Genomic DNA, 24,954 nt, shown 5'->3' with positions numbered 1-24,954 from the left:
ACGCATGGATTGGCAATTCTGGATAGACCGGGGCGGTACGTTCACCGACATCGTGGCGCGCGCGCCGGATGGCCGGCTGCGTACACTCAAGCTGCTGTCCGAAAATCCAGAGCACTATGCCGATGCAGCAATTGCCGGCATCCGCCAGCTGATGGGTGTGGCCAAAGGCAAAGCGATTCCGGTGGCGCAGATCGGTGCTGTCAAAATGGGCACCACGGTCGCCACCAACGCGCTGCTGGAGCGCAAAGGCGAACCGACGGCACTGGCGATCACCCGTGGCTTCCGCGATGCGTTGCGCATCGCCTACCAGAACCGTCCGCGCTTGTTTGATCGCCACATCCTGCTGCCGGAGCTGTTGTATTCGCATGTGATCGAGATTGATGAGCGCATGGGCGCCCACGGCGAGACGGTGGCGGAACTTGACCTCACCGCCGCGCGCGCCGGTCTGGCCGAGGCATACGACCGTGGTCTACGTTCGCTGGCCATCGTCTTCATGCACGGCTACCGCTACCACGCGCACGAAACCAAGGTGGCCGATCTGGCCCGCGAGATGGGCTTTACGCAGGTCTCGGTGTCGCACGAAATCAGCCCGATGATGAAGCTGGTGGCGCGCGGCGATACCACCGTGGTCGACGCCTATCTGTCGCCGATCCTGCGCCGCTACGTGGACCAGGTGGCGCAGGAGCTGCCCGGTGTGAACCTGCAATTCATGCAGTCCAACGGCGGCTTGACTGACGCGCGCGCGTTCCAGGGCAAGGACTCGATCCTGAGCGGCCCGGCGGGCGGCATTGTCGGCATGGTCCGCGCCAGCAAGCTGGCCGGCTTTGACAAGGTGATCGGCTTCGACATGGGCGGCACCTCGACCGACGTCTCGCACTTCTCCGGCGAATTTGAGCGCGTGTTCGAGACCCAGGTTGCGGGCGTACGCATGCGCGCGCCGATGATGAGCATTCACACGGTGGCTGCGGGCGGCGGTTCGATCCTGCACTTTGACGGCAGCCGTTATCGCGTCGGCCCGGACAGCGCGGGCGCCAATCCGGGACCGGCCAGTTATCGCCGTGGCGGTCCGCTGGCGGTCACCGACTGTAACGTCATGCTGGGTAAAATCCAGCCGCAGCATTTCCCGCAGCTGTTTGGCGCGGACGGCAAGCAGCCGCTCGATGCGGCCACGGTACGCCAGCGCTTCAGCGAGATGGCCGAGCAGATCGCTGCCGCCACCGGCCAGCCGGCCACGCCGGAGCAGGTGGCGGAAGGCTTCCTGGATATCGCCGTCGGCAATATGGCCAACGCCATCAAGCAGATCTCCGTGCAGCGCGGCCACGATGTGACGGAATACGCGCTGACCAGCTTTGGCGGCGCCGGTGGCCAGCACGCTTGCCTGGTGGCGGATGCGCTGGGCATGAAGACCGTCTTTGTGCATTCGCTGGCCGGCGTGATGTCGGCATACGGCATGGGCCTGGCCGACCAGACCGCAATGCGCGAAGCCGCCGTTGAAATACGCTTGAGCGCTGAAGCGCACGCTGATCTGGACGCGCGCCTGCATGCGCTGGGCCGCCAGGCGCGCGCCGACCTGCATCATCAGCAGGTGGAAGACGAGCGCATTGCGCTGATCCGCCGCGTCCATCTGCGTTACGAAGGCACGGACACCGCGCTGATCGTCTTGTTCGATACACCGGAAAGCATGCAGGCCCAGTTTGAAGCGGCCTATCGCAAACGCTATTCCTTCCTGATGCCGGCGCGCGCGCTGATCGTGGAAGCCGTATCGGTGGAAGCGGTCGGCAAGTCCGATGCGCCATTGGAAGCGGTAGAACCGGCGGCGCGCCGCTTGTCCGGCCTGATGCCGCACGCAGTGGTGCCGATGTACAGCGGCGGCAAATGGCGGCAAACCAGCTTGTACCAGCGCTCCGCCACGCGGATTGGCGATATCGTCAAAGCTCCGGCGATTATCGCCGAAGCCAATGCCACCACGATTGTGGAAACGGGCTGGCAGGCCGAGGTCACGCTGCACGATCACCTGATACTGCGCCGCGTCGCCGCATTGCCCGAGCGCCGCGCGATCGGCACCACCGCCGATCCGGTGATGCTGGAGATCTTCAACAACCTGTTCATGTCGATCGCCGAGCAAATGGGGCTGCGTTTGCAGAACACCGCGTACTCGGTCAACATCAAGGAGCGCCTGGACTTCAGCTGCGCCATCTTCGACGCCGACGGCAACCTGATCGCCAACGCGCCGCACATGCCGGTGCATCTGGGTTCCATGGGCGAGAGCATCAAGACCGTGATGCGCGAAAACGCCGGTAAGATGCGCGCCGGCGATGTCTTCATGCTCAACGATCCCTACAACGGCGGCACCCATCTGCCGGACGTCACGGTGATTACGCCGGTGTTCGACGAAGCTGGCGCCAACATCCTGTTCTACGTCGGCTCGCGCGGCCACCACGCGGACATCGGCGGCACCACGCCAGGCTCGATGCCGCCTGATTCGCGCGTGATCGAAGAAGAGGGCGTGTTAATCAATAACTTCAAGCTGGTGGACGGCGGCCAGCTGCGCGAAGTGGAAACCCGCGCGCTGCTGGCAAGCGCGCAATACCCGGCGCGTAGTCCTGATCAGAACCTGGCCGACCTGCGCGCGCAGATTGCGGCCAACCAGAAAGGCGTCGAAGAGCTGCACAGGATGGTCGCGCATTTCGGCCTGGATGTCGTGCAGGCTTACATGGGCCACGTGCAGGACAATGCCGAGGAAGCGGTGCGCCGCGTCATCAGCGCTTTGAAGGACGGCAGCTACACGCTGCCGCTGGATAACGGTGCGCAGATCCAGGTGGCGGTGCGTGTCGACCAGGCGGCGCGGCGCGCGGAGATTGATTTCACCGGCACCTCGGCGCAGTTGCAGAACAATTTCAACGCGCCGTCCGCAGTGTGCATGGCGGCCGTGCTGTACGTATTCCGCACGCTGGTGGACGATGAGATCCCCCTCAATGCAGGCTGCCTCAAGCCGCTCAAGGTGATTATTCCGCAGGGCTCGATGTTGAACCCGCGCTATCCGGCATCGGTGGTGTCGGGTAACGTCGAAACCTCAACCTGCATCACCAACGCCCTGTATGGCGCGCTGGGCGTGATGGCGGCGGCGCAGGGCACCATGAACAACTTCACGTTTGGTAACGCGCGCTACCAGTACTACGAAACCATCAGCGGCGGCTCCGGCGCCGGCGACGGTTTCGACGGCACCAGCGTAGTGCAAACCAATATGACCAACTCGCGCCTTACCGATCCGGAGATACTGGAGTTCCGCTTCCCGGTGCGTCTCGACAGCTACGAGATCCGCGCCGATAGCGGTGGTGCGGGACGCTGGCATGGCGGCAACGGCGGCGTGCGCAAGGTACGCTTCCTGGAGCCGATGACGGCCGCCATCCTGTCCAACAACCGTATCCACGCGCCATTCGGCATGGCTGGTGGCGAGCCGGGCGCCCTGGGCCGCAATAGCGTGCAGCGTGCGGACGGCAGCATCGAGGAGCTGGGCCACATCGGCAAGACCGATATGCAGCCGGGCGATGTGTTCGTGATCGAGACGCCGGGCGGGGGCGGTTATGGCGTGTCAACTTGAGTTGACATTCCCCGTGTTGTCAACTACAGTTGACGCATGACCGATCTCCACCACCTCAACATCCCGGAAGAGCCGGGCGACGCAATGGCGGCCGCCCTGGCTTTGCGCGAACTGGCCGACCAGATCGAGCGCAAGGCCGTGCGGCAGGCGGTGGAGCAAGGCTGGACGTGGGCCCAGATCGCCGAAGCGCTTGGTGTGACCCGGCAGGCGGCCCATAAAAAACACGCTGCAGCATGCGCCTCGCGGCGCGCAGCCGACCTCACCGGAGACTGAGCATGTTCGCCAAACTGAAACAGCGCTGGAAAGATACCCGTACTATCATGGCCCTGTCACTGGACGCAGAGAAGCGCGCGCTGCAGGAGGGCCACAAGCATCCTGGCGCCGAGCACTACACACTGGCCGCGCTGGACCTGGAAGACGGCTCCGCACGTCGCGTCTTTGCGCGCATTGGCGTCAATCCGGAAGCGTATCGCGCGGCGCTGGCCAGCCGCCATGGCGACGCGCTGAGCGCCATGGGGCTGGACGGCGCTGCCGCCGCGACGCCGAACGCCGAAGCGCCGCTGCCAGTACCGCCTTCAGCATTGTTCGATGCCCAGCCTTCGGGCCAGAGCCTGATGCGCCGCCTGCCCGAGTTGCAGCAGCGCTTGCCGGCGCCGCTGTGTGGCGCCCATGTTTTGCTGGCCGCCGCCTCGATGGCCCACAGTGCGGCTGGACGCGCTTTTAAAGCCGCCGGCATTGACCTGAATGTACTGAGCAGCGCCGCAGAGGCGGAGTTGCGTGCTGTATCTCAATACCGGTAGTGCTGAAATCTGCTACCCCGGATTCCTTGCTTGTCTGCGACTTTGCCGCCGACGTACAGTCGTGTTTTCGACAGGCAAGAGGAGGGCACGATGCGTACATTACTCAGGATTTTTCAATCCCGTAATTCGTCGCGCACGGCGATTATTCTGGCCTTCCTGCTTTGCGGCTTGTACTTTGCTTCCTGGTACATCATCAGCCACTGCCTGACGCCCGGCCTGATTTCCTTCTGAAAGCCCGTTCATGACCAAATACCTGCTGCCAGCGCTCTGCCTGTCCTTGTCGCTCTCCACGGCCTGGGCCCAGACCGAGGCCCCGCCCACGGAGGCCGAGCCAGCGGCGGCACCAGGCGAGACAGTGCTGCTGGTTGGCCAGCGTCCCGGCCCCGGCCTGTGGAAGGTGAGCAAGGACGGCCACGTGCTGTGGGTGTTTGGCAGCTACGGCCCGCTGCCGGAGAAGATGGAGTGGCGCTCGCAGCAGGTCGAGAACATTCTGTCGCAATCGCAGGAATACCTGGCGCCGCCCGGCGCTTCGGCTCATGTTGGCATCTTGCGCGGCCTGACCTTGCTGCCCAAGCTGATCGGCTTGAAGAAAAATCCTGACGGCGCCTCGCTCAAGGAAGTGCTGCCCGCCGATATTTACGCGCGCTGGCAGCCGCTTAAAGCCAAATACCTGCCCAGGAATAACGATGTGGAACAGGAACGTCCCATCTTCGCGGCGCAGGCGCTGTTCGATGCTGGCCTCAAACAGGCCGGCCTGAACAAGGGCCAGGCGGTGGGCGCCAAGCTGCGCGGCATCGTCAAGGAGCACAACATCAAAGTCACCGAGACCGCGATTGCACTCGATACCAGTGGCGCATCGCAGGCGCTCAGCGATTTCAAGAATTCCTCGCTGGCGGATACCGAATGCTTTACCAAAACCGTGTCCCGCCTGGAGCAGGATCTGGACGGCATGCGCGTGCGCGCCAACGCCTGGGCCAAAGGCGATCTGGAAGGCATACAGAAACTCAGCTATCCAGACCAGGAAAGCGCCTGCGACGATGCCATGATGGGCGCTGGTTTTGTCAAGAATCAGCCCGGCTGGCAAAACCTGGAGCAGCGCATCCAGGACGCCTGGGTGATTGCGGCGGAAAAGGCGATCAGCACCAACAACACCAGTTTTGCCGTCCTTGGCCTCGGCAATATTCTCGGTTCCCGCAACTATCTCGCCGCGTTGAAGGCCAAGGGCTACCAGATCGACGCCCCGGACTAAAGTCAGGCCACGGCCGAGATACCGTATTTGCGCTGGGTGTGGTGATATTGCGCCGTCAGCGCTTCCAGTGACGGATGCGTCGGGTCCAGGCGGCGCATGCGCTCCAGCAGGAAGTAGCATTGTTCGGCCAGCGGCGCCTCCCAGCCCAGGTCATCCAGCTGCTTGAGGATGGCCGAGGCGGCAGCTGGCAGCAACGCCAGATTGCCCGGCGCCTTGCGCAGGCCGGCATTCAAAGTATCCACCGCCGCGCGCAGGTCGCCGTGTGAACGCTGGTCGGCCGCGTGCGCGATGAGCTCGTCCACCTGAATCTTGATCTGTTCGCCCATGCCCTGCGCCAGGTCGTGGCGGCCGGCCTTCTCAAACACATTCACGGCATCGTCCATCGAGACGCCGCTCTCCACGTCGTTCATCAGGTTGAGCATCAGGTCGGACGCCTGCTGATCCAGTTTGATGTTGAGGCAGCTATGTACCAGGCCGATTTTCAGGCCGGTCGACAAGCCGCGGCTGCCGGCCACTGAGTTGACGGCATTGGTCAGCTCGGTCGCGGCGGCGGTTATATTGCCTGCCATCTCCTGCACCATACCGGCTGCAATCGCGCGGCACACGTCCACATTCGGGCCACTGCGCAGCGAGCGCTCCATGTCGCGGATGACGCCGCTGGCCTGGTTGGCATCGCCTTTCTTGACCAGCGTCTTGACCAGCTTGACGTGGTCTTCGGGATCGCGGAATTCGGAATACTTGGCCTTGGCCACCACCTGCTTGAAGGCTTTTTCGGCCACGCCGACGTCGCCCGCCTCAAACGCGACCTCACCCAGATGGCGCAGGCGGCGCACCATGTGCGGGGAAATCGCCACCGCGTCTTCGAGGATTTTTTTTGCTGCTTCCTGCTGGCCCAGCGCCTCGTGCGTGCGGGCCAGCAGGTCGTAGGCCGCCATGTAGCGGGGATTCTGTTCCAGCAGCGTTTCCAGCGTCTCCTGCGTCTCCAGATATTTCTGTTGCCCGAACAGGCAGCGCGCCAGGCCCAGGTGCGCCCAGGCGATGGGCTTGGTCATCAGGATCCACTGGTAAATCAATTCCGCATCGGCCAGTTCTTCGAGATCGAACAGCAATTCGGCGCGCAGGCGGGCGAAGTCGACCGCGTAGCGCGGGTTCTTTTCCTCGGCGACCTTGCAGTCGGCGATGGCCTTGCGGATATTGCCAAACTCGATCAACTGGTAGATCGGCAGGAACACCTCGCGCCGGTCCACGGCTTTGCGGATGCGCTGAAGCAGGGCGTCGACCGTGAATGGCTTGAGCACGTAATCGGTCGGGGTCAGCTCGGCGGCGCCGATGACCTTGCTGTAGACGCCTTCCGAGGTCAGCATGATGAAGATGGTCCAGGGCTGGATCAGCTTGTGATGGCGCAGGTCTTCCAGCAGCTGCTGGCCGTCCTGGCCATTGTTCTCGCCGCTCCCATTGCCCAGGTCGTACTCGCACAAAATAATGTCGAACGGTTTTTTCGCCAGCTGGCGGATCGCCGTGCCGGAACTGACCGCATAGTCAATTTTTGTGATCGATGACTGGCTCAGCATATTGTGCAGGTTGCCGCGCATCCCGGGGTTGGGATCAACGATCAGCACTGACAAGTCGCTATATTCTGCCATTGTTTTACATCCATGCTAAGTTTTGTTCAGCATACTCCATGGCAAGTGAAAATACCTTATTTTTGGCGCGAAATGTTGCTTCTGTGGCAGCTTTTGCCAGGTAGAGGCACTATATGGCAACGCTGATAGCGGGTATAATGTCGGCAAAGGAAAATCTGCAAGACCAAGTATCTCGTGCCTCATTCCCCTTTAAACCGCAGCCTAGCTGCATCAACTATCTTCCAACCATGCTGATTCTGCCGGGCTCCAACGCCCTGTCCGCATTCCGTAGCCAACGTCTGTTGAACCAACTGCAGGCTGTGCTGCCATCTGTTGCCGCTGTTCAGGCGCGCTATGTCCACTTCATCGATGCCGCCCAGCCGCTGTCGGCCGACGACACCAGCCGCCTCGGTGGTCTGCTGACCTACGGTGAGCCGGCCCACGCCGACAACACCGAAGGCCATGCCGAAGAGTTCTTCGTCATCCCGCGTTTCGGCACGATTTCGCCATGGGCCTCGAAAGCCACCGACATCGTCCACAACTGCGGCATGGCGCACATCAAGCGTGTCGAGCGTGGCGTGGCGTACCGCATCAACCTGAAGACCGGCATTCTGGGCAGCTCGATCGGCGCACCGAAAAAGCTGTCGGACGAGGAAATCCAGGCCGTCGCCGCGCTGCTGCACGACCGCATGACGGAATCGGTGCTGCGCTCGGCGGATGAGGCCGCAGGCCTGTTCCGCGAGCTGCAAGCGCGTCCGCTGGAAGCCATTGATGTGATCGGCAGCGGCAAGGCTGCGCTGGACAAGGCCAACACCGACCTCGGCCTGGCCATGTCGGACGACGAAGTGGAATACCTGGATGCCGCCTTCACCAAGGCCGGCCGCAATCCAACCGACGTTGAACTGATGATGTTCGCGCAGGCCAACTCGGAACACTGCCGCCACAAGATCTTCAATGCCGACTGGACCATCGATGGCGTGGCCCAGCCGAAATCGCTGTTTGGCATGATCAAGAACACCCACCAGCTGCAGCCGAAAGGCACCGTGGTGGCGTACAGCGACAACTCGTCGATCATGGAAGGCGCCGAAGTGATGCGCTTCTTCCCGCAGTCGGGCAACCAGGAATATGCGCCAGTCACCGAACTGACGCACACCCTGATGAAAGTGGAAACCCACAATCACCCAACCGCGATTTCGCCATTCCCTGGCGCTTCGACCGGCGCCGGCGGCGAGATCCGTGACGAAGGCGCAACCGGCCGCGGCGCCAAGCCCAAGGCCGGGCTGGCCGGCTTTACCGTGTCGAACCTGCTGTTGCCGGGTGCCGTACGTCCATGGGAAAGCGACGCGGTCGTGACCGCACCGGTGGCTGACTACCGCGACAGCGGCCAGCCATACGGCAAGCCGGAGCGCATCGCGTCGCCGCTGCAAATCATGATCGACGGTCCGCTTGGCGGCGCCGCGTTCAGCAATGAATTTGGCCGTCCGGTGCTCGGCGGTTACTTCCGTACCTACGAACAAAACATCGGCAAGCAGTTTGCCGGCGCGCACGACACCGTGTTCGGCTACCACAAGCCGATCATGATTGCTGGCGGTATCGGCAATATCTCGTCGCAGCACACGCACAAGAACGACATCCCGGTCGGCAGCCTGCTGGTGCAGCTGGGCGGCCCTGGCATGCGGATCGGCATGGGCGGCTCGGCTGCTTCGTCGATGGCAACCGGCACCAACACGGCGGACCTGGACTTTGACTCGGTCCAGCGTGGCAATCCAGAGATGGAACGCCGTGCGCAGGAAGTCATCAACAGCTGCTGGCAGCTGGGCGCGAACAACCCGATCATCTCGATCCACGACGTTGGCGCGGGTGGTCTGTCGAACGCCTTCCCGGAAATCACCAACGACGCCAAGCGCGGCGCGATCTTCGATCTGCGCAAGATTCCGCTGGAAGAAAGCGGCATGGCGCCGAAAGAAATCTGGTCCAACGAATCGCAGGAACGCTATGTCATGGCGATTGCACCAGCCGATCTGCCGGTATTCCAGGCCATCTGCGAACGCGAGCGCAGTCCGTTCGCCGTGGTCGGTACTGCCACCGAAGAACGTCAGCTGAAGCTGATCGATCCGGACCTGGGCAACAGCCCGGTCGATATGCCGATGGAAGTCCTGCTGGGCAAACCGCCCAAGATGCAGCGCGACGTCCATCACGTGCAAAACGATTTCCCGGCCATCGACCTGACCGGCATGGATCTGGAAGAAGCCGCCAAGCGCGTGCTGCTGCTGCCGACCGTTGGCGACAAATCCTTCCTGATTACCATTGGCGACCGTACCGTGGGCGGCATGTCGGTGCGCGACCAGATGGTCGGCCCATGGCAGGTGCCGGTAGCGGACTGCGCCGTGACGGCGATGAGCTTTGAAGGCTACCAGGGCGAAGCGATGGCCATGGGCGAGCGTACGCCGCTGGCCGTGATCGACGCTGCCGCGTCGGGCCGCATGGCGGTTGCCGAGGCGGTGCTGAACATCGCTGCTGCACCGATCAACTCGATCGAAGACATCAAGCTGTCGGCCAACTGGATGGCCGCTTGCGGCCAGCCTGGGCAGGACGCAGCGCTGTACGACACGGTCAAGGCCGTTGGTATGGAACTGTGCCCGGCGCTGGGCATCAGCATCCCGGTCGGCAAGGATTCGCTGTCGATGCGCACCACCTGGAAAGAAGGCGATGACGCCAAGGCCGTGCTGTCGCCGGTATCGCTGATCGTGTCGTCGTTTGCGCCGGTGTACGATGTGCGCAAGTCGCTGACGCCGCAAATCCGTACCGATGCCGGCGACACCGCCATCATCCTGATCGACCTGGGCCGTGGCAAAAACCGTCTGGGCGCATCGTCGCTGTCGCAAGTCATGGGCCAGCTGGGCAACAGCGTGCCGGACGTGGACAGCGCGGAAGACGTAAAAGCCTTCTTCGCTGCGATCCAGCAACTGAACAAGGACGGCAAGCTGCTGGCCTACCACGACCGTTCGGATGGCGGCCTGTACGGTACGCTGACCGAGATGGCTTTCGCTGGCCGTGCCGGTCTGTCGATCAACCTCGACATCCTGACGCTGGAAGAAGGCCATGGCGCCGACCAGGGCGATGCCAAGAACTGGGCTACCCAGATCGCCGAACGCCGCAACGAGCAAACTCTGCGCGCGCTGTTCTCGGAAGAGCTGGGTGCGGTGATCCAGGTGCGTGCTGACGAGAAGTCGGTCGTGATGGATGTGCTGCGTTCGTTCAACCTGGGCGCCTGCAGCCACATCATTGGCAAGCCGAACGACCGTGGCGTGATTGAGTTCACACGCGACGCCAAGATCATCTACACCAAGCCGCGCGTTGAACTGCACCGCCTGTGGAGCGAAACCAGCTGGCGTATCGCCCGCCTGCGCGACAATCCTGCTTGCGCCGATGCGGAATACGACCGTCTGCTGGACGAGCAAGACCCAGGCATCACGCCGAAAGTGACGTTTGAGCTGAGCGAGAACGTCGCTGCGCCGTTCATCGCCACCGGCGTGCGTCCGCGCGTTGCCATCCTGCGCGAGCAGGGCGTCAACTCGCATATCGAGACGGCTTACGTGATGCACCAGGCTGGCTTCACCGCAGTCGACGTGCACATGAGCGACCTGATCTCGGGTCGCGCCAAGCTGGATGACTTCCAGGGCATTATCGCCGTCGGCGGCTTCTCGTACGGCGACGTACTGGGCGCGGGCGAAGGCTGGGCCAAGACCATCCTGTTCAACAACGCGCTGTCGGACCAGTTCGCCAAGTTCTTCGCACGCCAGGACACCTTCGGCCTGGGCGTCTGCAACGGCTGCCAGATGATGAGCAACCTGAAACCGCTGATCCCCGGCGCGCAGGCATGGCCCAAGTTCACCACCAACAAGTCGGAGAAGTTCGAAGCCCGCTTTGCGATGGTGGAAGTACTGGATTCGCCGTCGATCTTCTTCAACGGCATGGCCGGCACCCAGACGCCAATCGCGATTGCGCACGGCGAAGGCTATGCCGACTTCTCGCAGACCGGCAACATCGGCGACGCGATTGCGGCGATGCGCTTCATCGACAACCGTGGTGCCGCCACCGAAGCCTATCCGTACAACCCGAACGGCTCGCCGCAAGGCCTGACCTCGGTGACCACGCCGGATGGCCGCTTCACCGTCATGATGCCGCACGCTGAGCGTGTGTTCCGTTCCGTCCAGCACTCGTGGGCGCCGGAGTCGTGGGGTGAGGAATCGCCTTGGATGCGGATGTTCCGCAATGCACGCAAGTTTGTAGGCTAAACAACGCGGCGCAGGCAGATGGCCTGCATAAAGAAATAAACCCCGGAAGCTGACATACAGCTCCGGGGTTTATTTTTTTTGCAATTAGGCTAGACGACAAGAAATTATAAATATAAAATCCATAATAATTGCAATGATGAAAATATTGTTTTGCAACCTTATGGAGATTATATGAAACGGATTCATGGGCTAATTGTTGGCTTGGGTATCTTCTGTAGCAGCGCTTCGTACGCAGCTGTTGAGCGCTTTCACCTCGATTACACGTTCACGGCGCAGGTGCCGGGCGACTCGGCAATGCATACGATTCCCGTTGTCGTCACGGCTGATTTCACCGGCGAGCAGAATGGCGATGTCATCACAAACCTGTCTTTCCAAAACTTTACCTACAATGGCAACGTGCTCCACACAGGGAGGGCGATGGCCTTCCCGGGTAGTCAGAATGCTGCGCCGGTCATTTCATTCAGCGGTTATAGCAACGATTTTTACGTTCATGGTGCTGGCGGCCCCGAATATCCCTATAGCGGTTCTTTTTTCAGCTATACCTTCCTTGATATACCTGTGCAGCCTCCGCCGCAAATTGGCATGGAAATGTTCGTCCCGACGATCGAGCCACTCTATTCCTACACGCCAGAAGACCAGGAAATTAATTACAGCTGGCGTGTTAGCGCCGTCCCTGAGCCGGCCAGCTACGGCATGCTGCTGCTCGGTGCAGCCCTGGTTGGCGTAACGGCGCGCCGCCGCAAGGCTTGATCCGATACGGCATGACATAGGCTTCAATAACTTCAACACTTACGTGATTGAGAAAAAAATGAAAATCGCTCAGGGAATGATTGCTACTTTGGGAATCTTGTGCAGCACAGCTACCTTCGCTGCAACCGAACAGTTTCACCTTAGTTATACCTTTACGTCAACAACGTATGATGCACCCATGCACGAGATCCCCGTTACTGTGACGGCGGACTTCACTGGACAGAGTAATGGCGACATCATCAGTGACGTGGTGTTTAAGAATTTTACGTATAACGGTATGGTTTTTGATACCTGGACAACTCAACCATTTATCGCGGGCACAGGCGTTAAACCCGTGGTCTCGTTCAGTGGTTATAACAACGATTTTTATACTAGTGGCCAGAATCTCGACGGCGATCGTTTCACGGGTTCGTTTTATAGTTACACCGTTGATCCGACTTGGCCATATCCCATGACCATCGGTATGGAAATGTATGTGTCAGGTGTGGGGCCTTATTACCGTCAAAATCCGGAAGATGCAGAAGTCAACTATACCTGGCAGGTTACTGCGGTTCCAGAACCTGCCACTTATGGCATGATGCTGGTCGGTGCAGGTTTATTGGCTGTTTGCGCCCGCCGTCGTCAGGCTTGATTGATTAGCGGGGTTTATTGGCATCTAAAACTGAGCGGCGCAAGCCGCTCTTTTTCTTTATGTGTGAATATCCGTACCGCATCCGGTGCATGGTGCGCGTAATTTCGCCGCCGATGGATTTTTGAATGAAAAAGAGTAATTAAATAATAGGTGTTTTATCGGCTTTATCGCGTCAGCCCAATTGGTGAAGTAAAGCGATACGCGTTTCCCTACATTCAAGAAGCCGGGTTTCATGCTAGTAGTTGGCGCGTTCAAGCCATTTATCAGTGCGAACAAGACGTAAAAAAAGCGCCTGCGTACAGGCGCTTCTTGCTGCCGGAATCCAGCTTACTGGATCTTGGCTTTCTTCATCAGTTCTTCGCGGTATGCGGCGATCTTACGCTGCATCAGGCCTTCGCTGATCTGGCCGCGTGCTTCGTCCAGGGTAGGGAACTTGGTTGGACGCGATTCTTCCAGGCGGATCACGTGGTAGCCGAATTCCGATTTGACCGGGGTCTGGGTGGTTTCACCGTTTTTCAGTGCCACCATGGCATCGGCGAATGGCTTGACCAGTTTGCCTGGGGACATCCAGCCCAGATCGCCGCCATTGGCGCCCGAACCTGGATCTTTCGATGCTTTGGCCAGGTCTTCGAATTTGGCGCCGCCTTTGAGCTTGGCGATAATATCCTTGGCTTCCTGTTCGGTCGCTACCAGAATATGACGCGAGTGATATTCGGTTGGGCCAACTGCTGCTTTATATTTATCCAGCTCAGCCTGAATATCAGCGTCTTTGATTGGATTCTTTTTCACATAATCAGCCAGCATCGCATTGATGATAATGCTTTGACGGGCATTGTCGATTGCGGCATTGACTTCAGGCTTTTTACCGTAGCCTTGTTTATCCGCTTCCTGCAGCAATACTTCACGGCCGATCAGTTCTTTTTTCACCATGTCGCGCAGTTGCGGCGAATCAGGTTGCTGGCCTTGCGCAACGACTTGCTTAACCATTTGATCAACCTTGGCGGCAGGAATAGCCTTGCCATTGACGGTCGCGACGTTCTGCGCGAATGCTGGTGCTGCAGCGACAGCGATCAGTGCTAACAACAGGCGGGCTGGTTTCAACATCATTATTTAAATCCTATAAAAAGTACACGCTAAGGGCGCATGATACCAACGCTGAATCAAAAACGGCGCCCCGCAGGGCGCCGCCTTTCATAACATTACTGCACTTTTGCTTTCTTGACCAGTTCTTCTTGGTAAGCTTGCAGTTTCTTCTGGGTCAGTGCTTCGGCCACTTGTGGCTTCACCTCTTCCAGGGTTGGCAGTTTGGCGGCACGGATATCGTCCACTTTGATCACGTGGAAACCGTTAGGGGTTTGCACTGGCTTCTCGGTAACCTGGCCTTTTTGCAGGGCCACAAAGGCTTGCGAGAACACTGGTGGGAAGGACGAAGGCGAAGCCCAGTCCAGGTCGCCGCCATTGGCTGCCGAGCCGGTGTCTTTCGACTGCTTGGCCAGGTCTTCAAACTTGGCGCCGCCCTTGATCTTGGCGATCACGTCGTTGGCTTCGGCTTCGGTGCCCAGCAGGATGTGGCGCACGTGGTATTCCTTGTCGCCAGCCTGGGCAACAAAGCGGTCGTATTCGGCCTTGATATCAGCGTCCGATACCGGGTTTTTCTTGACGTAATCAGCAACCATGGCGTTGATCATGATGGCTTGACGGGCGTTCTCGAGCGCGGTCTTGACGTCGGCGTTCTTGGCGTAACCTTGTTTTTCCGCTTCCTGCATCATGACTTCACGGCCGATCAGGTCTTTCTTGATCAGATCGCGCAGTTGTGGGGAATCAGGCTGCTGGCCCTGGGCCACGACTTGTTTGACGACCGCGTCCACGCGCGAAGTTGGAATAGCCTTGCCATTAACAACGGCAACGTTTTGCGCAAAAGCTGGAACAGCGACAACGAGAAGTGCAATCAGCAACTTGGCTGGCTTGAAAGTCATTATTAATTCCTGTAATAGGGAAAGTTTAGCGAGGTACTCGGATGGGGTTGGACTAACTATCTGTCTTTGTCTTCAATTATTTTAAAAGCCGATAGCAGCCTCACCGTTCCAAGCGCTACATCATACTTCGGACGGAGCCAATGCGGTAATGGCCAATGCATGAATTTCTTTATGCATCATATCGTGCACGGAATCATACACGAGTCGATGTCTCGTGACGAGTTTAAGGCCTTCGAATTGTAACGAAACAATTCTAACGTTGTAATGGCCACCACCGGACGCCGCGCCGGCATGGCCGGCGTGGGCGGCGGAGTCGTCATCGAGCACCAGTTCCACAGGATTGAGTTTGTCGATAAAGCGGGCGCGCATGCGCTCCAGGCGGGTATCCTGATTCGGGTTCATGCCTGGTCCTTGATATGACGCGACAAATAAACCGTTTGCGCCACGATAAATACAAACATGATAGCGGTGGCGCCAAACGCTTTAAAGTTGACCCAGGCGTCGGTATTGCCTTTGAAAAGCACAAAGGCCAGATACCAATTCAATGCACCCATAAACACAAAGAAACCGATCCACGCCAGATTCAGACGGGTCCAGATCTGATCCGGCAATTCAATGATCTCGCCCATCGATTTGCGCATCAGGTTCTTTTTAAACACCAGGTCGCTGACCAGCAGCAGGGCCGCCAGCAGCCAATACACGATACTGAGCTTCCATTTGATGAAGTCTTCATCGTGCAGGTAAATGGTCAAGCCGCCGAACACGACGAACATGCCCAGCGACAGCCACAAAATCCCGTCAACCTTGCGGCCACGCAGCTTGATCCAGCCAATTTGCGCCATGGTGGCCAGAATACCGACCAGGGTCGCAATGACGATAGGCGATTGCTCTGGCGTGACGGAGCCACCGGAAATCATGCCGCTCAGGTAAGTGTTGATGAAATGCTGGGCCGCATCGGCATTCAAGCCAGTCAGTTTGTAGGCTGCAAAAAACAGTAGTACCGGGATAAAGTCGAACAGGAATTTCATGATGTCTTATTAGTCTTGTGGGTCAAAGCGCAGGGACGCCGAGTTGATGCAGTAACGCAGTCCGGTCGGCGGCGGGCCGTCCGGGAATACATGGCCGAGGTGGGCGTCGCACACGGCACAGATAGTCTCCGTTCTCAGCATACCATGGGTACGGTCGACTTTCTCGATGACATTGGCCGGGTCGATGGGCTCGAAATAGCTGGGCCAGCCGCAGCCAGAGTCAAATTTGGTGTCGGAACGGAACAACGGCGTGTTGCAGCACACGCAGGTGTAAATACCGGGTTCGTGATGATCCCAGAACTTGCCGGTGAATGCGCGCTCGGTGGCGGCATGCCGGGTCACTTGATATTCCATCGGGTCCAGTTGGGCGCGCCATTCGGCGTCGGGTTTGGTGACTTTATTGCTCATGGCTTAGTACTCGCTTAAGAGGAACAGCTGACTTCCAGGTGGCTTGCCCAGTCCGGCGGCAAGGCGGCATAGTGCTCATGTTCGGGCTGTTCGTCGTAGGGACGCTGCAACACGGCCAGCAGGCGTTCCACCTCGGAAAAGTCCTTATTCTGCGCTTTTTCAATGGCCACTTGGGCCAAGTAGTTTCGCAGCACATATTTGGGGTTGACCTGATTCATCACAAGCGCGCGCGCGCTGTCGTCGCTGGCTTCGGCGTGCAGGCGGGCGCGGTAGCGTTGCGCCCAGGCGTCGAACGCGGCGCGGTCGATGAACAGGTCGCGCAGCGGCTCGTCGCCGCTGGCATCGGCCGCACGCATGCCGCTCAGGCGGCGGAAGAACAGCGTGAAATCGACGCCGGGCAGCATCGCAAACATATCGTCAAACAGTGTGCGGTCGGCGTCCAGGTGCTCGTCCAGCATGGTCAGGCCCAGTTTGGCGTGCAGCAGTTCGTCCATTTTGGCGGCGAACGCGGGCTGATAGACGTCCAAAGCGGCCTGGGTCGGCTCGACTTCGCCGATCAGCGGCAGCAGCGCTTGCGCCAGCGCGTAGCAGTTCCAGTGGCCAATCTGCGGCTGGTTGGCGTAGGAGTAGCGGCCTTGCTGGTCAGTGTGGTTGCAGATGTGGTTGGCATCAAACGCTTCCATGAAGCCGTAGGGGCCGTAATCCAGCGTCAGGCCCAGGATGGACATATTGTCGGTGTTCATCACGCCGTGCATGAAACCCACTGTCTGCCAGTGCGCGATCGTGTGCGCCGTACGGCGCGTGACTTCTTCCAGCAGGGCGGCATACGGGTTTTCCGCGCTGCGCAGCGCCGGATAGTGGCGGTCGATGACGTAATCAGCCAGCACCTTGAGTTCGTCGTTTTTCTTGCGGTAGTACCAATGCTCGAAGGAGCCGAAGCGGATGAAACTGGGCGCCATGCGTACCACCACGGCCGAGGTTTCAATGGTTTCGCGCACCACACCCTGGTCGGAACCCGCCACCGACAGCGCGCGCGACGTCGGGATGCCCAGCGCCTGCATGGCTTCGGAACACAGGAATTCGCGGATCGACGAACGCAGCACTGCGCGGCCATCGCCCATGCGCGAGTATGGCGTCAGGCCGGCGCCTTTCCATTGCAACTCGAGCGGACCTTGCGGCGTCGCGACCTCGCCAAACAGGATGGCGCGGCCGTCGCCCAGCTGGCCGGCCCACACGCCAAACTGGTGGCCCGAATACACGGCGGCCAGCGGCTGCGCGCGCTCCGGCACGGCGTTGCCGATCAGGATATCCAGGCCGTCGGCGACTTGCGCCGGCGTCAGGCCGATCAGCTCCGCAGCCGGAGCGCTGACGCTCACCAGATACGGTGCGGGCAGCGGGGTCGGCATCAAACGGGTGTAGAACGCAGGCGGCAAGGACGCGAAGGAATTGTCCAGCGGCAGATTGGCGGCAGTGATGATGTGTTCCCATTCAGAATAAGCTAGCCCGGAATTTTACCGCAGGCCGGCGATGCGGCGGTGCAGCATCGAAATCCGTTGACGCTCTGCGCAACGGCGCACCACACTCGGACCATCCAAACTACGACGAAACGGAGACCTTGCATGCTCATGGGCCAGATGATGGATCAGCCGTTGCTGATTTCAGGCATCCTCGAATTTGCCGCGCGCCATTACGCCAACAGCGAGATCGTCTCGCAGCGCGTGGAAGGCGACCTGCACCGCTACACTTTCCGCGACTGCGCGCAGCGCGCCAAACAGCTGGCCAAGGCGCTGCAGGCGCTTGGCGTGCAAATGGGCGAACGCGTGGCCACGCTGGCGTGGAACGGCTACCGTCACCTGGAAGCCTACTATGCCGTCTCCGGCAGTGGCGCCGTGCTGCATACCATCAACCCACGCCTGCATCCCGAACAACTGGCCTACATCTGCAACCACGCGGAAGACCAGTATCTGCTGTTTGATTTCTGCTTCCTGCCGCTGGTTGAGGCCATCGCGCCGCACTGCAAGACCGTCAAAGGCTTCGTGCTGCTGGGTGCGGCCGACCGCATGCCGGCGCAGACCAATATTCCCAACCTGCTGTGCTACGAAGATCTGCTGGCCGCGCAATCACCGGACTACACCTGGCCGACGTTTGATGAGCACGCCGCTGCGACACTGTGTTACACATCCGGCACCACCGGCAATCCTAAAGGCGCCTTGTATTCGCACCGTTCGACGGTGCTGCATGCGTATGCCTCGGCCTTGCCCAATGTGCTGAACGTGTCGTCGCGCGACTCCGTAATGCCGGTCGTGCCCATGTTCCACGTGAATGCCTGGGGCTTGCCGTATTCCGTGCCGCTGTCGGGCGCCAAGATGGTGTTTCCCGGCCCGGCGCTGGACGGCAAGTCCGTCTACGAGCTCATGGAACAGGAAAAGGTCACATTCTCGGCGGGCGTGCCCACCGTCTGGCTGGGCCTGATTAACTACGCCATGCAAAACCGGCTGAAATTCTCCACCTTCCGCCGCACGGTCATCGGTGGTTCGGCCTGTCCGCCAGCGATGATGAACACGCTCATCGACGAGTTTGATGTGCAGGTCATCCACGGCTGGGGCATGACGGAGATGTCGCCGCTGGGCACGACAGGCGGCTTGCTGAGCAAACACCTGGAACTGCCGAAAGCGGCGCAGCGCCAGATCCTGCAAAAGCAAGGCCATGCCATTTACGGTGTCGATATGAAGATCGTGGATGAACTGGGTGAGGAACTGCCATGGGATGGCGTGACCAGCGGCAGCCTGCTGGTCAAAGGCCCCTGGATTATCGCCAGCTATTTCAAGGGCGAGGGCGGCGATGTGCTGGAAGACGGCTGGTTCCCGACCGGCGACGTTGCCACCATCGATGCGGACGGGTTCATGCAGATCACCGACCGCGCCAAGGACGTCATCAAATCCGGCGGCGAGTGGATCGGCACCATTGACCTGGAAAACATCGCCATGTCGCATCCGGCCGTGATGCAGGCCGCCTGCATCGGTGTATTCCACCCGAAGTGGGATGAACGTCCGCTGCTCGTGGTGGTGCGCAAGCCCGGTCAGGAGGTCAGCCGGGAGCAGTTGCTGGCCCATTTTGACGGCAAGGTCGCCAAGTGGTGGTTGCCGGATGATGTGGTGTTTGCCGATGCCTTGCCGGTCGGCGGCACCGGCAAGATCCAGAAAAACAAGCTGCGCGAGCAGTACCGCAACTACGTGCTGCCCACCGCATAAGCCCCAGCGTTATGCCGCAATCCAGCCCCGGCCACGTGCCGGGGCTGTTGTTTTTAGCTATCGGAAAACCGTTTAATTCAGGAATAAATGTTTTGACTGCGAACTAATTTACCATTACATTATTGCCCTGTGGAATCATTTGTGACTAAACGGAGAGATAAAGATGTTTAAAAATATAACGATACGAACGCGCTTGATCGCCAGCCTGTCCTTCCTCGGCGCGTTGATGCTGTTCCTCGGCGGCCTCAGCATCTACGGCATGAACACCGTCAATTACTCGCTGAAAGACGTGTACACCAACCAGATGGCCTCGACCGTCACGCTGACCAATGCCAAGAATTTCCTGAACCGCTCGCGCTTTGTGATCGACCGCGGCGTGTTCCACCCGGACGCCCCTGATCTGGACAAGACCCTGAGCCGCGCCGACGGCTTCATTACGGATTCCGACCAGGCCTGGAAGGCTTATCTGGCGCTGCCGCTGGGCGATGGCGAAAAAGAACTGGCGGCCGACCTCGATGCCAAACGCACGCTGTACGTAAACGAAATGCGCGCCCTGATGGCGGCGCTGCGTGCTCAGGACATGGAAAAAATCGACACGCTGTCGATGAAGACCCTGTCGGCGCAGTTTGGCGTATTCGATGCAGCCTCCAACAAGCTGGAAGCGTTCCAGATGGACTCCGCCAAGGTGCATTACGACGACAGCCAGTCCTTCTTTTCCGGCTTTACCAAAGGCTTTACTGTGATTCTGCTGGTGGGCGCAGCGCTGATTGTGATTTCCAGCGTACGCCTGCTGCGCGCCATTCTGCGCCCGCTGGAGCACGCACTGGGCCACTTTGACCAGATCGCAAGCGGCAACCTGGCGAACCAGATCCGCATTGAGCGCCACGACGAAATGGGCCGCCTGATGCAGGGCCTGATTAAAATGCAGGACCAGATGTCCAGCACCGTGAGCAGCATCCGTCACGGCAGCAGTGCCATCGCAACTGCCAGCGAGGAAATCGCAGCCGGCAATCTGGATCTGTCGCGCCGCACCGAGAATCAGGCTGCGGCACTCGAAGAAACCGCGTCGTCGCTGGAAGAGTTGACCTCGACGGTACGCCAGAACGCCGACAACGCCCGTCAAGCCAACCAACTGGCGCTGAGCGCGCAGGACGTGGCGGGCAAGGGCGGCCAGTTGGTGTCGCAAGTGGTGGATACCATGGGTAGCATCAACAATTCGTCGCGCAAGATTGCCGACATCATTGGCGTGATCGATGGCATCGCCTTCCAGACCAATATCCTGGCGCTCAATGCCGCAGTGGAGGCGGCGCGCGCTGGCGAGCAAGGGCGCGGCTTTGCCGTGGTGGCCACCGAGGTGCGCAATTTGGCCCAGCGTTCGGCCGCCGCAGCCAAGGAGATCAAGGAGCTGATTACGGCGTCCGTGGAACAGGTTGACGCGGGCACGGCGTTGGTGGACAAGGCCGGCGCCACGATGGGCGATATCGTCAGCAGCGTGGAGCGCGTCACCAGCATCATGACCGAAATCATGGTGGCCGGCGAAGAGCAAAGCGAAGGCATCAACCAGATCAACCAGGCCATCGTTTCGATGGATGAAGTGACGCAGCAGAACGCCGCGCTGGTGGAGGAAGCCGCCGCAGCCGCCAACGCCATGCAGGAGCAGGCCGCGCAGCTGGAAGAAATGGTCAGCACCTTCAAGCTCGATAGCACGCCACGCATGGGCATGCGTGCAGCGCTGCGTCGCCCAACGCTGGCGCTGACCAACTAAGATTGGCGTAAAACCGGCAGCATTTGGCATCCAGGGCCTATCGGCTCTGGGTGCCATTTTCTATCATGAAGTCCCTCTCCGACTCACATGAAAGAAAGCCATGCCCGCTATCACGCCACCGCTGGACGCCAACGTTAGCCTCGTCACCGATTTCATGCAGGCCGTCTGGGGCGACGGCAATCCAGAGCTGATCGATAACTATGTCGGCGCCGGGTTTGTCGACCATGCCTACACACCTCACGACAGCAGTGGCCATGCGAATATGGTGCGGGGCTTTTCTGCCGCCTTCAGCGGCGCCGCGCACAGGGTGGAACAGTGCGTGGCACAGGGTGACATGGTGATGCTCCAGCTTAGGGTCCAGGCCTGCCACAGCGGCCGGTTTCGCGACATCGCCGCCACCGGCAATGCCGTCGAGGTGGCGCAATACCGCACCTTCCGGGTTGCCGAGGGCCGCATCGTCGAGCATTGGGCGTTGTTCGATACCGCCAGCCTGCTGCGGCAATTGCAGCCGGAACTGGTGGTGGCTGGCGACTGCGCGCTGAAATAGGCCGTCGGCGTGACGTATAATCCGCCGAGATTCTTCAATGAGGCGCCATGATTTCCTTCGCTTACCCCAAGCGATTCGACGAACCCTTTGATACCGGTGAGCGCATCTTCGGGCAGGCTTACCTGCTGTATGCCTCCGCTGGCGCCTTCCACCTGGACGTTGAACAGCGCAGCTGGCTGCTGCCACCGCACCGGGCGGCGCTGATTTCGGCGGGCACGCCGATCCGCATTCGCAGCAATGCTGCCGCCACCTCGGCGTCCGTGCTGTTCGCGCCCGGATGCGTGGCACAGCCTTCGCTGCCTTGCCAGGTATTCCGGGTCACGCCGTTGATCGCGGAAATGATTCAATACGCGACCCGCTGGGATGCGCAGCAGGCGGCATCGGATCAAAGCTCGCAACCGTTTCTGACCGCATTGGCAGGCGTCGTCGGCGAAGCTGCCGCTTGCGTCGAAGACCTGTGGTTTCCGCGTGCCCGCACGGCGGAGCTGGATCGTGCGGTGAGCTATACGCTGGCCCATCTCGGCGATGTGTTGAGTTTTTCGGACGTGGCCAGAGCAGCCATCACGTCCGAGCGCACCTTGTCGCGGCGCTTCACCGAAGAATTCAGCATGAGCTGGTCGGAGTTCGTGCAGCGCGCACGTGTCGTCAAAGCCACGGAGCGGCTGGCGATGTCGCGCGACCAGGTGGTCCAGATTGCCCACGAAACGGGCTTTTCCAGCGCCAGCCTGTTCGCCCAGGCCTTCCGTCAGGTCATGGGCGAAACGCCGACACAATATCGGCGGCGGCTAGGCTAAGCCGGAACAGCGTTTTTGGCGAAATGCCGCGCCAGATAGAGCCCCAGCGCTAGCGCACCGAGCACCGTGAGGCCAAACTCCAGCGTCACGCCAGGTTGCACCGGCCATGCCGTCAACAGCGCCAGGCCGGCCAGCAGGTTGAAGAAGCCCCACAGCACATTCAGTACAGCGGACGAATGGCCGACGCCGCGCGGCCTCGCAAACGGCGTCGGAAAGCGCTTGCCCTGCAGGCCCGCCGCCAGATGGGGCAGGGCATTGCACAGGAATGCGCCGGTAAAGAAATGAGCAAAGGCGTGCATGGTGGCCCTCCTTATTGTTTGGCGTTGGTGTGATGTGCCAGCGGCAGTTCGGGCAGCCAGAACAGCATCAGCAGCCCGAGTCCCACTAGCACCGTGCCAGCGCTGAAGATGATGGCCAGCGCGTGGCGGTACAGATCTGGGTTGGCGGCCTGGCCATGCAACTGCATCGCCAGGATCGCGCCGGAGCCGGTCACGCCGATCAGTCCGCCCAGCGAGCGGAAGAAGCCCAGCATGGCGGTACCGACGCCGCGGCGCATGGCGGGCAGGGCGTTCTGCACCGCCATGGTCATGTTCGGCATCACGAGGCCCAGGCCGGCGCCGAGCACAAAGATGGCCGGCTCCAGCAGGCCAAAGCCGGCCGCATGCGCTATGCCCCAGGACAGCGTGGCAAACGACAAGGTGGCCAGGCTCAGGCCCAGGATTTGCGCCGGCTTGTAGCGGCCGCTGGATTTCAGCAGCACGCGGCCGTTCAGCGTGGATGACAGCACCAGGCCCACCATCATCGGCATGGTCAGCAGGCCGGAATTGGCCGGGCTGACTCCCATCACCATCTGGAACAGCAGCGGGAAGAACACGCTGGAACCCATCATGCCGACGAAAGTCAGCGCCAGCACCACGCTCGCTACGTTGAACACGCGGTTGTCAAACAGGTCTGGCGGCAGCACCGGTTCCGGCACGCGGCGCACGTGGAACAGCAGCGCGATGGCCAGCACCAGCGCCAGCGCGCCCAGTTCCTTGACCTGATTGCCGTCCCATCGCCATTCGGTACCGCCCAGCGCCAGCACCAGCAACGCCGACGTCACCGCGCCCGTCAGCAGCACCGAGCCCAGATAATCGATTTTGTGGGCATGGTGCGGTTTATCGTCGTGCATATATTTGCCGATCACGTACACGGCCACCGCACCGATCGGCAGGTTGATGTAGAAAATCGAATGCCACGACAGCCAGTCCGTCATCAAGCCGCCCAGTACGGGTCCGATGACGCTGGTGGCCGCATACACGGCCGCGATGCTGCCCTGACGCTTGCCACGTTCAGCCGGTGGAATCAGGTCGCCGATGACGATTTGCGCCAGCGGCAAAAAGCCGCCCGCGCCCAGGCCCTGAATGGCGCGGAACACAATCAGCTGCGTCATGCTTTGCGCCAGGCCGCACAGTGCCGAACCTGTCAGGAACAGGATGATGGCCGCGTACAGCAGCGGTTTGCGGCCGTACTGGTCGCTGAGTTTGCCGTACAGCGGCATGGTGGCGGTGGAGGCCAGCACATAGGCCGTTACCACCCACGACAGGTGGGCCATGCCGCCCAGTTCCGACACGATGCGCGGCAGCGCGGTGGCCACGATGCTCTGGTCCAGCGCGGACAGGCCGATCATGATGACCAGGCCCATGTAGATATTCCGGATTTTGGTGGGGTTTTGCATCGTCGTCATTCGCCAATCTCATTCAGATAAACCAAAGCGTTGCGGAGTGCCGCTGCGCCTTCCGGCGGCAGTTGCGCGAGTTTGCGGGCCAGCCAGTCCCGGCGGCGGGTGCGGATGTCTTCCAGCACGGTAGTGCCGTGTTTGGTCAGCAGCAGGCCGCTGCGGCGCCGGTCTTCTGGGTCGGGCGCGTCGCGGCGCACCAGATCGAGCCCCTCCAGCGCCTTGATATGGCCGCTCATGGTCGGACCACGCAGTTTTTCCATGCGCGCCAGCTCCGCCACGCCGATGCCTGGATGCAGGCTGATGGTGGACAGCAGCATTTTCTGCTGCAAGGTCAGGCCGGAGGGATCGTTGTCGCTTTCCTGGCGGATGCGGCGGAACACATGGTGCAGCGCGACCCGCAGCTCGTCGGCGAGCGCGATCGCATGCTGGGGGATGGGTTTTTCAGGGCTCATGGCAATAAATATAGGTAGGCTACCTATCTATATTAAGCCACGCCTGGCTGGAATTCAAGATG

Annotated in this window: 22 protein-coding genes; 12 read left to right on the top strand and 10 right to left on the bottom strand. The window is 60.5% G+C overall.

All coding sequences use genetic code 11. The features are described 5' to 3' along the window. The first annotated feature begins 4 nt into the window (after nucleotides 1-4). From GTP58_RS08895 to GTP58_RS08880, 5 genes are all read left to right on the top strand, one after another. A complete protein-coding gene (locus GTP58_RS08895) occupies nucleotides 5-3,601 on the top strand; it encodes a hydantoinase B/oxoprolinase family protein (protein WP_161077107.1) in 3,597 nt (1,198 codons plus the stop codon). A 36-nt stretch (nucleotides 3,602-3,637) separates the two neighbouring features. After that, the gene (locus GTP58_RS08890) at nucleotides 3,638-3,874 is read left to right on the top strand and encodes a helix-turn-helix domain-containing protein (protein WP_161077106.1); all 237 of its coding nucleotides are present in this window, start codon (nucleotides 3,638-3,640) and stop codon (nucleotides 3,872-3,874) included. A 2-nt stretch (nucleotides 3,875-3,876) separates the two neighbouring features. Beyond that, the gene (locus GTP58_RS08885) at nucleotides 3,877-4,401 is read left to right on the top strand and encodes a Clp protease N-terminal domain-containing protein (protein WP_161077105.1); all 525 of its coding nucleotides are present in this window, start codon (nucleotides 3,877-3,879) and stop codon (nucleotides 4,399-4,401) included. Between the two features lie 90 nt (nucleotides 4,402-4,491). Further along, nucleotides 4,492-4,632, top strand: a complete 141-nt coding sequence (locus tag GTP58_RS31045; protein ID WP_167544250.1) for a hypothetical protein — start codon at nucleotides 4,492-4,494, stop codon at nucleotides 4,630-4,632. A 10-nt stretch (nucleotides 4,633-4,642) separates the two neighbouring features. Then, a complete protein-coding gene (locus GTP58_RS08880) occupies nucleotides 4,643-5,650 on the top strand; it encodes a TraB/GumN family protein (RefSeq protein ID WP_161077104.1) in 1,008 nt (335 codons plus the stop codon). Between the two features lie 2 nt (nucleotides 5,651-5,652). On the opposite strand, the gene GTP58_RS08875 is transcribed toward GTP58_RS08880, so the two are convergent. Next, nucleotides 5,653-7,293: a response regulator gene (locus GTP58_RS08875; protein WP_161077103.1), complete on the bottom strand. Its 1,641-nt coding sequence runs from the start codon at nucleotides 7,291-7,293 to the stop codon at nucleotides 5,653-5,655. Between the two features lie 227 nt (nucleotides 7,294-7,520). Between GTP58_RS08875 and purL the strand changes: the two genes are divergently transcribed. From purL to GTP58_RS08860, 3 genes are all read left to right on the top strand, one after another. Further along, nucleotides 7,521-11,570 (top strand): phosphoribosylformylglycinamidine synthase, encoded by a 4,050-nt coding sequence (gene purL / locus GTP58_RS08870; RefSeq protein ID WP_161077102.1) that lies wholly within the window; start codon nucleotides 7,521-7,523, stop codon nucleotides 11,568-11,570. A gap of 171 nt (nucleotides 11,571-11,741) precedes the next feature. Then, nucleotides 11,742-12,320 (top strand): PEP-CTERM sorting domain-containing protein, encoded by a 579-nt coding sequence (locus tag GTP58_RS08865; protein WP_229215469.1) that lies wholly within the window; start codon nucleotides 11,742-11,744, stop codon nucleotides 12,318-12,320. A 58-nt stretch (nucleotides 12,321-12,378) separates the two neighbouring features. Then, nucleotides 12,379-12,951, top strand: coding sequence for a PEP-CTERM sorting domain-containing protein (locus GTP58_RS08860; protein WP_229215468.1), 573 nt, complete (start codon nucleotides 12,379-12,381; stop codon nucleotides 12,949-12,951). Nucleotides 12,952-13,278: 327 nt separating this feature from the next. Here the strand turns inward: GTP58_RS08860 and GTP58_RS08855 are convergent, their stop codons facing one another. From GTP58_RS08855 to GTP58_RS08830, 6 genes are all read right to left on the bottom strand, one after another. Beyond that, on the bottom strand, nucleotides 13,279-14,058 hold the full coding sequence (locus GTP58_RS08855; RefSeq protein WP_072781738.1) for a peptidylprolyl isomerase: 780 nt from the start codon (nucleotides 14,056-14,058) through the stop codon (nucleotides 13,279-13,281). Nucleotides 14,059-14,150: 92 nt separating this feature from the next. After that, nucleotides 14,151-14,927, bottom strand: coding sequence for a peptidyl-prolyl cis-trans isomerase (locus GTP58_RS08850; protein WP_161077101.1), 777 nt, complete (start codon nucleotides 14,925-14,927; stop codon nucleotides 14,151-14,153). Between the two features lie 120 nt (nucleotides 14,928-15,047). Next, nucleotides 15,048-15,329: a BolA family transcriptional regulator gene (locus GTP58_RS08845; RefSeq protein ID WP_161077100.1), complete on the bottom strand. Its 282-nt coding sequence runs from the start codon at nucleotides 15,327-15,329 to the stop codon at nucleotides 15,048-15,050. Then, nucleotides 15,326-15,955 (bottom strand): septation protein A, encoded by a 630-nt coding sequence (locus tag GTP58_RS08840; protein ID WP_161077099.1) that lies wholly within the window; start codon nucleotides 15,953-15,955, stop codon nucleotides 15,326-15,328. The genes GTP58_RS08845 and GTP58_RS08840 overlap by 4 nt, the downstream gene beginning before the upstream one ends. A gap of 9 nt (nucleotides 15,956-15,964) precedes the next feature. Then, the gene (gene msrB / locus GTP58_RS08835) at nucleotides 15,965-16,363 is read right to left on the bottom strand and encodes a peptide-methionine (R)-S-oxide reductase MsrB (protein WP_161077098.1); all 399 of its coding nucleotides are present in this window, start codon (nucleotides 16,361-16,363) and stop codon (nucleotides 15,965-15,967) included. 14 nt (nucleotides 16,364-16,377) lie between these two features. Beyond that, nucleotides 16,378-17,769, bottom strand: a complete 1,392-nt coding sequence (locus tag GTP58_RS08830) for a YdiU family protein (protein ID WP_373924729.1) — start codon at nucleotides 17,767-17,769, stop codon at nucleotides 16,378-16,380. Nucleotides 17,770-17,988: 219 nt separating this feature from the next. On the opposite strand from GTP58_RS08830, the gene GTP58_RS08825 reads away from it, so the two are divergent. The 4 genes from GTP58_RS08825 to GTP58_RS08810 all read left to right on the top strand — a co-directional run bounded on the left by GTP58_RS08825 (nucleotide 17,989) and on the right by GTP58_RS08810 (nucleotide 22,720). Then, on the top strand, nucleotides 17,989-19,614 hold the full coding sequence (locus GTP58_RS08825; protein WP_202413598.1) for a 3-(methylthio)propionyl-CoA ligase: 1,626 nt from the start codon (nucleotides 17,989-17,991) through the stop codon (nucleotides 19,612-19,614). 163 nt (nucleotides 19,615-19,777) lie between these two features. Beyond that, a complete protein-coding gene (locus GTP58_RS31715; RefSeq protein ID WP_161077096.1) occupies nucleotides 19,778-21,379 on the top strand; it encodes a methyl-accepting chemotaxis protein in 1,602 nt (533 codons plus the stop codon). Nucleotides 21,380-21,479: 100 nt separating this feature from the next. After that, on the top strand, nucleotides 21,480-21,926 hold the full coding sequence (locus GTP58_RS08815; RefSeq protein WP_161077095.1) for an ester cyclase: 447 nt from the start codon (nucleotides 21,480-21,482) through the stop codon (nucleotides 21,924-21,926). 47 nt (nucleotides 21,927-21,973) lie between these two features. Next, on the top strand, nucleotides 21,974-22,720 hold the full coding sequence (locus GTP58_RS08810; RefSeq protein WP_161077094.1) for an AraC family transcriptional regulator: 747 nt from the start codon (nucleotides 21,974-21,976) through the stop codon (nucleotides 22,718-22,720). Here GTP58_RS08810 and GTP58_RS08805 read toward each other — a convergent pair. The 3 genes from GTP58_RS08805 to GTP58_RS08795 are packed head-to-tail and all read right to left on the bottom strand — an operon-like array spanning nucleotide 22,717 to nucleotide 24,892. Beyond that, nucleotides 22,717-23,019: a hypothetical protein gene (locus tag GTP58_RS08805; RefSeq protein WP_161077093.1), complete on the bottom strand. Its 303-nt coding sequence runs from the start codon at nucleotides 23,017-23,019 to the stop codon at nucleotides 22,717-22,719. The two genes, GTP58_RS08810 and GTP58_RS08805, sit on opposite strands and share 4 nt — an antisense overlap. An 11-nt stretch (nucleotides 23,020-23,030) precedes the next feature. Further along, the gene (locus GTP58_RS08800) at nucleotides 23,031-24,446 is read right to left on the bottom strand and encodes an MDR family MFS transporter (protein ID WP_161077092.1); all 1,416 of its coding nucleotides are present in this window, start codon (nucleotides 24,444-24,446) and stop codon (nucleotides 23,031-23,033) included. Then, nucleotides 24,443-24,892 (bottom strand): MarR family winged helix-turn-helix transcriptional regulator, encoded by a 450-nt coding sequence (locus tag GTP58_RS08795; RefSeq protein ID WP_161077091.1) that lies wholly within the window; start codon nucleotides 24,890-24,892, stop codon nucleotides 24,443-24,445. The genes GTP58_RS08800 and GTP58_RS08795 overlap by 4 nt, the downstream gene beginning before the upstream one ends. Nucleotides 24,893-24,954: the final 62 nt, after the last annotated feature.

This window comes from Duganella sp. CY15W (genome assembly GCF_009857555.1).
Classification (GTDB): Bacteria; Pseudomonadota; Gammaproteobacteria; order Burkholderiales; family Burkholderiaceae_D; genus Rugamonas; species Rugamonas sacchari.
The sequence above is the reverse complement of the archived record's forward strand: the minus strand, read 5'-3'. Positions and strand labels throughout refer to the sequence as shown.

What these genes read in the sequence shown, in the direction of transcription:
- GTP58_RS08895 (WP_161077107.1), top strand. Translation starts at nt 5, where the DNA reads ATGGATTGGCAATTCTGGATAGACCGGGGCGGTACGTTCACCGACATC.
- GTP58_RS08890 (WP_161077106.1), top strand. Translation starts at nt 3,638, where the DNA reads ATGACCGATCTCCACCACCTCAACATCCCGGAAGAGCCGGGCGACGCA.
- GTP58_RS08885 (WP_161077105.1), top strand. Translation starts at nt 3,877, where the DNA reads ATGTTCGCCAAACTGAAACAGCGCTGGAAAGATACCCGTACTATCATG.
- GTP58_RS31045 (WP_167544250.1), top strand. Translation starts at nt 4,492, where the DNA reads ATGCGTACATTACTCAGGATTTTTCAATCCCGTAATTCGTCGCGCACG.
- GTP58_RS08880 (WP_161077104.1), top strand. Translation starts at nt 4,643, where the DNA reads ATGACCAAATACCTGCTGCCAGCGCTCTGCCTGTCCTTGTCGCTCTCC.
- GTP58_RS08875 (WP_161077103.1), bottom strand. Translation starts at nt 7,293, where the DNA reads ATGGCAGAATATAGCGACTTGTCAGTGCTGATCGTTGATCCCAACCCC.
- purL (WP_161077102.1), top strand. Translation starts at nt 7,521, where the DNA reads ATGCTGATTCTGCCGGGCTCCAACGCCCTGTCCGCATTCCGTAGCCAA.
- GTP58_RS08865 (WP_229215469.1), top strand. Translation starts at nt 11,742, where the DNA reads ATGAAACGGATTCATGGGCTAATTGTTGGCTTGGGTATCTTCTGTAGC.
- GTP58_RS08860 (WP_229215468.1), top strand. Translation starts at nt 12,379, where the DNA reads ATGAAAATCGCTCAGGGAATGATTGCTACTTTGGGAATCTTGTGCAGC.
- GTP58_RS08855 (WP_072781738.1), bottom strand. Translation starts at nt 14,058, where the DNA reads ATGATGTTGAAACCAGCCCGCCTGTTGTTAGCACTGATCGCTGTCGCT.
- GTP58_RS08850 (WP_161077101.1), bottom strand. Translation starts at nt 14,927, where the DNA reads ATGACTTTCAAGCCAGCCAAGTTGCTGATTGCACTTCTCGTTGTCGCT.
- GTP58_RS08845 (WP_161077100.1), bottom strand. Translation starts at nt 15,329, where the DNA reads ATGAACCCGAATCAGGATACCCGCCTGGAGCGCATGCGCGCCCGCTTT.
- GTP58_RS08840 (WP_161077099.1), bottom strand. Translation starts at nt 15,955, where the DNA reads ATGAAATTCCTGTTCGACTTTATCCCGGTACTACTGTTTTTTGCAGCC.
- msrB (WP_161077098.1), bottom strand. Translation starts at nt 16,363, where the DNA reads ATGAGCAATAAAGTCACCAAACCCGACGCCGAATGGCGCGCCCAACTG.
- GTP58_RS08830 (WP_373924729.1), bottom strand. Translation starts at nt 17,769, where the DNA reads ATGCCGACCCCGCTGCCCGCACCGTATCTGGTGAGCGTCAGCGCTCCG.
- GTP58_RS08825 (WP_202413598.1), top strand. Translation starts at nt 17,989, where the DNA reads ATGGGCCAGATGATGGATCAGCCGTTGCTGATTTCAGGCATCCTCGAA.
- GTP58_RS31715 (WP_161077096.1), top strand. Translation starts at nt 19,778, where the DNA reads ATGTTTAAAAATATAACGATACGAACGCGCTTGATCGCCAGCCTGTCC.
- GTP58_RS08815 (WP_161077095.1), top strand. Translation starts at nt 21,480, where the DNA reads ATGCCCGCTATCACGCCACCGCTGGACGCCAACGTTAGCCTCGTCACC.
- GTP58_RS08810 (WP_161077094.1), top strand. Translation starts at nt 21,974, where the DNA reads ATGATTTCCTTCGCTTACCCCAAGCGATTCGACGAACCCTTTGATACC.
- GTP58_RS08805 (WP_161077093.1), bottom strand. Translation starts at nt 23,019, where the DNA reads ATGCACGCCTTTGCTCATTTCTTTACCGGCGCATTCCTGTGCAATGCC.
- GTP58_RS08800 (WP_161077092.1), bottom strand. Translation starts at nt 24,446, where the DNA reads ATGACGACGATGCAAAACCCCACCAAAATCCGGAATATCTACATGGGC.
- GTP58_RS08795 (WP_161077091.1), bottom strand. Translation starts at nt 24,892, where the DNA reads ATGAGCCCTGAAAAACCCATCCCCCAGCATGCGATCGCGCTCGCCGAC.